This is a genomic window from Acinetobacter lwoffii (assembly GCF_024129435.1).
Classification (GTDB): Bacteria; Pseudomonadota; Gammaproteobacteria; order Pseudomonadales; family Moraxellaceae; genus Acinetobacter; species Acinetobacter lwoffii_F.
In genome coordinates, this window is sequence record NZ_JAMXXN010000048.1 from 1 (window position 1) to 6,201 (window position 6,201).

Annotated in this window: 8 protein-coding genes; 3 read left to right on the plus strand and 5 right to left on the minus strand. The window is 38.5% G+C overall.

Translation table 11 applies throughout. From position 1 onward, the window contains the following. On the minus strand, positions 1-874 hold an 874-nt coding region (mobQ, locus tag NI455_RS14860), incomplete at its 3' end, for a MobQ family relaxase (protein ID WP_253114837.1). Positions 875-1,082: 208 nt separating this feature from the next. Here mobQ and NI455_RS14865 point away from each other — a divergent pair. Further along, complete coding sequence (locus tag NI455_RS14865; RefSeq protein WP_180001894.1) at positions 1,083-1,364, plus strand: DUF8583 domain-containing protein; 282 nt, start codon at positions 1,083-1,085, stop codon at positions 1,362-1,364. A gap of 35 nt (positions 1,365-1,399) precedes the next feature. Here the strand turns inward: NI455_RS14865 and repM are convergent, their stop codons facing one another. Both repM and NI455_RS14875 read right to left on the minus strand, forming a co-directional pair. Beyond that, positions 1,400-2,335, minus strand: coding sequence for a replication initiation protein RepM (gene repM / locus NI455_RS14870; RefSeq protein WP_159516845.1), 936 nt, complete (start codon positions 2,333-2,335; stop codon positions 1,400-1,402). Between the two features lie 761 nt (positions 2,336-3,096). Then, the gene (locus NI455_RS14875; RefSeq protein ID WP_180078859.1) at positions 3,097-4,221 is read right to left on the minus strand and encodes a tetratricopeptide repeat protein; all 1,125 of its coding nucleotides are present in this window, start codon (positions 4,219-4,221) and stop codon (positions 3,097-3,099) included. 220 nt (positions 4,222-4,441) lie between these two features. Here NI455_RS14875 and NI455_RS14880 point away from each other — a divergent pair, with 220 nt between their 5' ends. Then, on the plus strand, positions 4,442-4,735 hold the full coding sequence (locus tag NI455_RS14880) for a type II toxin-antitoxin system RelB/DinJ family antitoxin (RefSeq protein ID WP_001277151.1): 294 nt from the start codon (positions 4,442-4,444) through the stop codon (positions 4,733-4,735). Further along, entirely contained in the window at positions 4,728-5,009 is a 282-nt protein-coding gene (locus NI455_RS14885) for a type II toxin-antitoxin system YafQ family toxin (RefSeq protein ID WP_180018778.1), read from the plus strand. Before NI455_RS14880 ends, NI455_RS14885 begins: the two co-directional genes overlap by 8 nt. A 111-nt stretch (positions 5,010-5,120) precedes the next feature. Here NI455_RS14885 and NI455_RS14890 read toward each other — a convergent pair whose 3' ends face one another. Together NI455_RS14890 and NI455_RS14895 are read right to left on the minus strand one after the other, a co-directional pair. Next, complete coding sequence (locus NI455_RS14890) at positions 5,121-5,621, minus strand: hypothetical protein (RefSeq protein WP_253114838.1); 501 nt, start codon at positions 5,619-5,621, stop codon at positions 5,121-5,123. After that, positions 5,618-6,201: MobA/MobL family protein (locus tag NI455_RS14895; protein ID WP_253114839.1), on the minus strand; the 584-nt coding region annotated here is incomplete at its 5' end. The genes NI455_RS14890 and NI455_RS14895, both read right to left, overlap by 4 nt.

Consider the following 6,201-nt stretch of genomic DNA (forward strand, 5'->3'; position numbering starts at 1 on the left):
CTTGGCGTTCCAGTTCTAGACGTTTGGTTTCTTGGTTCTTCTGCCATTGATCAAAACCTTGATCGACACGGTTTAAACCACGCTGTAAAACACTCTCTTTCTGCTGTTTCTGTTGGTCAAGTTGTTGGGTATTCTGCTGTTTCACATTGTCATTGAAACGGCTAATTTCAGTGTCTATGCCTTGTCTGCGTAATTGAGTGACTTTGGTGCCTTCATGGATGGTGGCTTGTAGCCCGTTGTTCTGATCGGCATAGCTGCGGTGATCTATTTTTTCTCGGTAGCCTGCACGTTCCAATGCTTTATTGGCTAAGTCTGCCCATGTTTCTCTAATTTGCTTAATGTCTTCTTGGGTTGTCCCCATACCAAGGCTTTTTCGTTTGGAGTTGCTGAGTTCAATATCGGTTTTGGTGTTCAGAGTGAGTTTATTGTCTGCGTCCAATTCGGCTTTTCGGGTTGTGAGCATGATATGGGCGTGATGGTTTTTATCATTACCGCCTTTACTCGGTTCATGGATGGCTAAATCTGCGATTACGTCATAGCGATCAACTAAGGACCTGGCAAAGTCTTTTGCCAAGTCCTTACGTTGATCAGCGTCTAATTCATCAGGCAGGGCAATCACCCATTCTCTAGCGGTTCGGGCATCTTTGCGGTTCTCGGTTTTTTCTGCCAAGTTCCAAAGTTCGCCACGGTCAATTTCAATATCTAAATTAGAGATAATTTCAGAATGGGCGACACCGTCTTTTCTCGTAAAGTCATGGGTTAGCCCTGTGCGTTCATCTTCTAGTTTTTCACCTGCACGATAGGCACTTGATGCAACCGCAGTTCGTCCTGAACTTCGGTTAACTGTTTTAGTTGAACAATGATAGATTGCCATGCAGTCGCCTTGAGATGCTTTTGTTTTTAAAAAATTGCGTAGCAGTTTTTTGGGGTTAAGGGGTATCCCCTTACGCAAACTTTGACTTGGATGAAATCCAAGTCGTAAGTGCGCATTTCATGAAAAACACGATAGCATATAGCCCGCTTGAATTTCAATTCATAGGGCCTTATGCTTGAGTGGTTTTCTATATCCCGAAATCTGAATCATGACAAAAGCTGCTGAAACTCTCGAAAAGAAAATCGAAGCCCAGTTAGAAAAGCTGAAACAGTTAAAGGCTCGCAAACAAGCTATCGAAGCTAGAGAAAGGTCAAAGCAAAAAGAGCAGGAAAGGAAGGATGATACTCGACGTAAAATTTTGCTTGGTTCTTATTTGATTAAAAAAATGAATGCCAATGAAGCCAATAAAGAAAAAATACTCGCTGAACTCAACGAGTATTTAACAGAAGATAGAGATAGAAAGCTTTTTGATTTGCCAGTTCTAAATTAATAAAAAAGGGAGCTATTTAGCTCCATTTTAAATAGTTACTTAAACCCAAGTTGCTCCAGTAGCGGATAGAACATCCTAAATTTTGGAGGTTCTAAAAGCATATCAGCAATACGGATTGCAAAATCTTCATAGCTTTCAGTTCCTCGTGAATACTCGCTCAATTCAGGCAATTTAGCCATTTTATTGGCAAATAAATGTCGTTGAGCATCTGTCATAGGGATAAAGAAATCAGGTGTATTTGGATCCCTTTTTAGGTCAACTGTCTTTTCAATCTTTGGTTGGTGTTTTTGCTTAAAAATAAATGAAAATGCTGAAATTAATCGCCCTTTTTTATGCTGTTCATACGTTGCCGTAATATCTGTATATTTATTAATTTGGTTAATAGCTGGTTCTAATACACGTTTTTTAAAATCATTCATTGCTATGTATTCAGTGTCTTCGATACCAATTTTGCTTCTGAAATCGTGTAACTCAATTTTTGGAGTTTTTCCAACTTCACGCCATGCAATCAAAAGCTCATATAAACGTATAGCGTATTTACTGGTAAGTTGGCTAACTTGTTTAAGCTGATAGCTCGTAAAATGCTGCTCAAGCCTTGTAATTAATGGAACAACATCAGGCGCAAATGTAATCTCTAATGTGGCTGAATCATCAATGTATTTAATACGGCTTACCCATCTTGATTTTACTGTGCCTATATTTCCTTTTTTATCTTGTTCTTTAAAGGAAAATTGTCGATCAAATAAGTTTAAAACAGCATTCTTTAATGCTTTATAGGCCCCATCATTGCTTATATCAAAACGGCTAGCATAGTCCTTCGCATGTATTTCTAATTTACTATCGGCTGTAATACCGTTGCCTGTTTCTCTTGCATTAAGAATTGCTAATAGTATTAAACGTTGTTCAGTTACTTCTAAATTATAACTAGCATTGATTAACGCATTATCCTTCACAACAAGCTCATTTTTCATAATCAGATTATATTGTTACTTATAATATGGACATTGTAAATTGAAGTCACTAAAGGGTCAATACCTATAATGTCCCTTTATAGAGACTAAATGTCCCTTTATAACCGACTAAATGTCCCTTTATAACCGACTAAATGTCCCTTTATAACCGACTAAATGTCCCTTTATAACCGCTAGAAGTCTTTAATAGAAAGGTTTCTAGCGGTCGTAAAAGCATTTAAAAGCTTTAAAATATATATAAAAGCCTAAGTAGGCATGAAAACAGCCCTATGCCCTCGCTAAAGCTCGGACGTTTTAACCTCGCTTTAGCTCGGTTGAGGGGCTGTTTTTTTCAAATATGAATTGAGGATTTAATAAAAAAAGAAACTATGCCTTCGCTTCGCTCAGTAGTCTTTATGCTCGCTTCGCTCGTCTAGAATTTGGCTAATACAGTTCGCACCCATTCGGGATGCTCTGTATCTTTCATTATGAAGCAAAGGGGAGTTTGTAATCAGGGAAAAGGCAGGGGCGAAATTTTAATGCCAGGTGGTCGCTCGTAGACACTCGCTCGGCTATTACTGGAAGAAGTTTAATAATTAAAATATCTAATCAAAACCGTGGAACAATGATCAAATAGTAAGCGTGGAACATAAAAAATAGAAAAGTTGCCGCCTTGTTGCTCTATGATTCAAGGCGGCAATCTCTAATATAATGATCTTGAAGGAAAAAACTGTTGTATTTCGTATAAGGTGTATTATGTTAATTTCAAAAATACTTAATGATCACTGAAGTGTAGCAAGCATCAACCTAGCTTCGGTATGTCCATTATTTGATGCTTCTTTTAGCCAATTCAGCGCTTGTTCTCGATTTTTTGGTAATCCATTCTCACCATTTAAATATTTCTTCCCAATATTGAATTGTGCCATCGCATTACCATTATTAGCCGCCTTTAAATACCATTTATTTGATAGTGCTATACTTTGTGCTACTCCGTGACCATTAGCATACATTGATCCAAGATCATGTTGCGCACCTGCATGTTCTTGAGCTGCTGCCTTACTAAACCATTCAAAGGCTTTGGTATAATTTTGGCTTACACCCTGCCCATAAATATACATTGAACCAAGGTTAAATTGCGCAGATGCCTCTCCTTGAACCGCTGCTTTGCTATACCATTCAAAAGCGTTGATATCACTTTTAGTTACGCCCTGACCTAATTCATACATCCTACCAAGATTATATTGCGAAAATGCCTCCCCCTGAGCCGCTGCCTTGCTATACCATTCAAAAGCTCTGACATCACTTTTAGTTACGCCCTGACCTAATTCATACATCGATGCAAGGTTATTTTGTGAAGGTACATACCCCTGAGTCGCTGCTTTGCTATACCATTCAAAAGCTTTGACATCACTTTTAGTTACACCCTGACCTTTTTCATACCTTACCCCAAGGTTATGTTGTGAAGGTGCATACCCTTGTGTCGCTGCCTTGCTATACCATTCAAAAGCTTTGGCATCACTTTTAGTTACTCCATCACCATAGGCATACATCATCCCAAGATTATGTTGTGCCAATGCAAATCCTTGAGCAGAAGCTTTGCTAAACCATTCAAAAGCTTTGGCATCATTTTGACTTACGCCATCACCATAGCTGTACATTAGTCCAAGGCTGTATTGTGCAGGTGCAAGTCCCTGAACTGCTGCCTTACTAAACCATTCAAAAGCTTTGGTATAATTTTGGGTTATACTCTCACCATCATAGTAAGCATCTCCTAGCTTATTTTGAGCAGATGCATCTCCTTTCTTGGCCATGTCCTGTAGTTTTTGAAAATTCTCTGTGTTCGCAAATGTAGGTTTCATAAATAGCAATAAAGTGAACAGTAATAATATTCTTTTAGTGAATTCCATTATCAAATTTCTATTTTATTAATAGTGATAGGATTTTAGTATAGCTTTAAATCCTTTCTAGAATAATATTCCTGAATTAATCAAATCTCTATCCATTTAACATAATGGGCGTTATACGAAATTTAGTTGTTAGAAACCATTTATTACATCAAAAGTAATGAAAAAGTAAAGAATATGCCTTATATTATCTTTACTTTAATGGTTTTTGAGTGAGGAAATCATGTCCGCAGTCAATTTCAATATGCGCTTAGAAGCAGAGTTAAAAGAACAAGTCACGCCTATTTTGGAAGACTACGGTTTGACTATGCCCCAAGCATTCAAACTGTTCTTGAATCAAATCGTTAAAACGAAGGCGATCCCTTTATCTTTTGACTATGCGCGAGAAACTGCTTTAACTCCTAAAGCAGCAGCCAAGTTACTTCAATCTTTAAAAGAGATTGAAAATGGCGAGTACACCGAGTACGAAACGGTAGAAGAAGCGATTAAAGCTATGTCGGAAGAAGCACATGGCTAAACGTAAGATTATCGTAACCAGTTCTTTTAAACGTGATATTAAAAGACGTTATTTAGAACTGGTTACGGCTGAATGGGCAGAAGTATTAGATTGTTTAGTTGCAAATAATTCTTTGCCTGAAAAATATTTAGATCATCCCTTGAAGGGTGGTGCAGAGTTTAAGAATTGTCGTGATTGTCATGTGAAGCCTGATTTAGTCTTGATTTATAGGCTTGTTGGTGACGATATTTTAGAACTGCATCAGTTGGATAGCCATTCCGAAATTTTTGGATGACTATCGCTCGATGCTTTGAAAGATGGCTTTAGCCATGTTTCAAAGTCGGGCAACTTTGCGCTTGCTGTAATCTGATCAGTAATGAGAAAAACCAAGCAAAGTACCGATCAACTAGTATTTTTTAGGGTCGATCTGACACCAGTCATACGTTTTTTCCTTGACATTATTCGGTTCAAATGAGTAACACGGCTTTTTAGTCATAATTCTGACTAATGTTTTCCCATCATGCTCCTCGATTTGTAACGGATATTTTTTTAGTACAGCCATATCTGCTCTACGTGCATCAATTTCGTCTTTGCTTGGTATGTATAAGAAGATAGCCAAAATGAATACCATCATCACAGCAACAAACGTGCTAGCAAAAATAATGATAAGTTTTAAGTTGAGCCTGTGTGTAGCTTCGTTTAATGCCTGAATACTGTTGTTTAATGCGCCTGTATGCTTCTTATTTGCGTTTTCTAGCGATTTTTCAGCCTTGTCTAGCACTCCGCTAGCGACATGGTTGTAAAACTTCTCTAATCGCTTGTTATCGTCTGCTATGGCCTCTCTATATTCCTTCATGGATGCCAATAAAATATATAACTGGTCATCTAGATCATTTTGATTACTCATAATGACATTCCGCCTCTACCTAGTTTTTGAGATGCCTTGCGGAGTGCTTGCTCGGCTCGTTGTTTATCTAATTCTTGCTGTCGCTTCATTTCCGCTTGGCGTTCCAGTTCTAGACGTTTGGTTTCTTGGTTCTTCTGCCATTGATCAAAACCTTGATCGACACGGCTTAAACCACGCTGTAAAACGCTCTCTTTTTGCTGTTTCTGTTGGTGAAGCTGTTGGCTATTTTGCTGTTTGACGTTGTCATTAAAACGGCTGATTTCAGTGTCTATGCCTTGTCTGCGTAATTGTGTGACTTTGGTGCCTTCATGGATGGTGGCTTGTAGTCCGTTGTTCTGATCGGCATAGCTACGATGGTCTATTTTTTCTCGGTAGCCTGCACGTTCCAATGCTTTATTGGCTAAGTCTGCCCAAGTTTCTCGAATTTGCTTAATATCTTCTTGGGTTGTCCCCATGCCAAGGCTTTTTCGTTTGGCGTTGCTGAGTTCGATATCGGTTTTGGTGGTCAGGGTGAGTTTATTGTCCGTGTCCAATTCGGCTTTTCGGGTGGTAAGCATGATATGGGCGTGATGATTCTTAT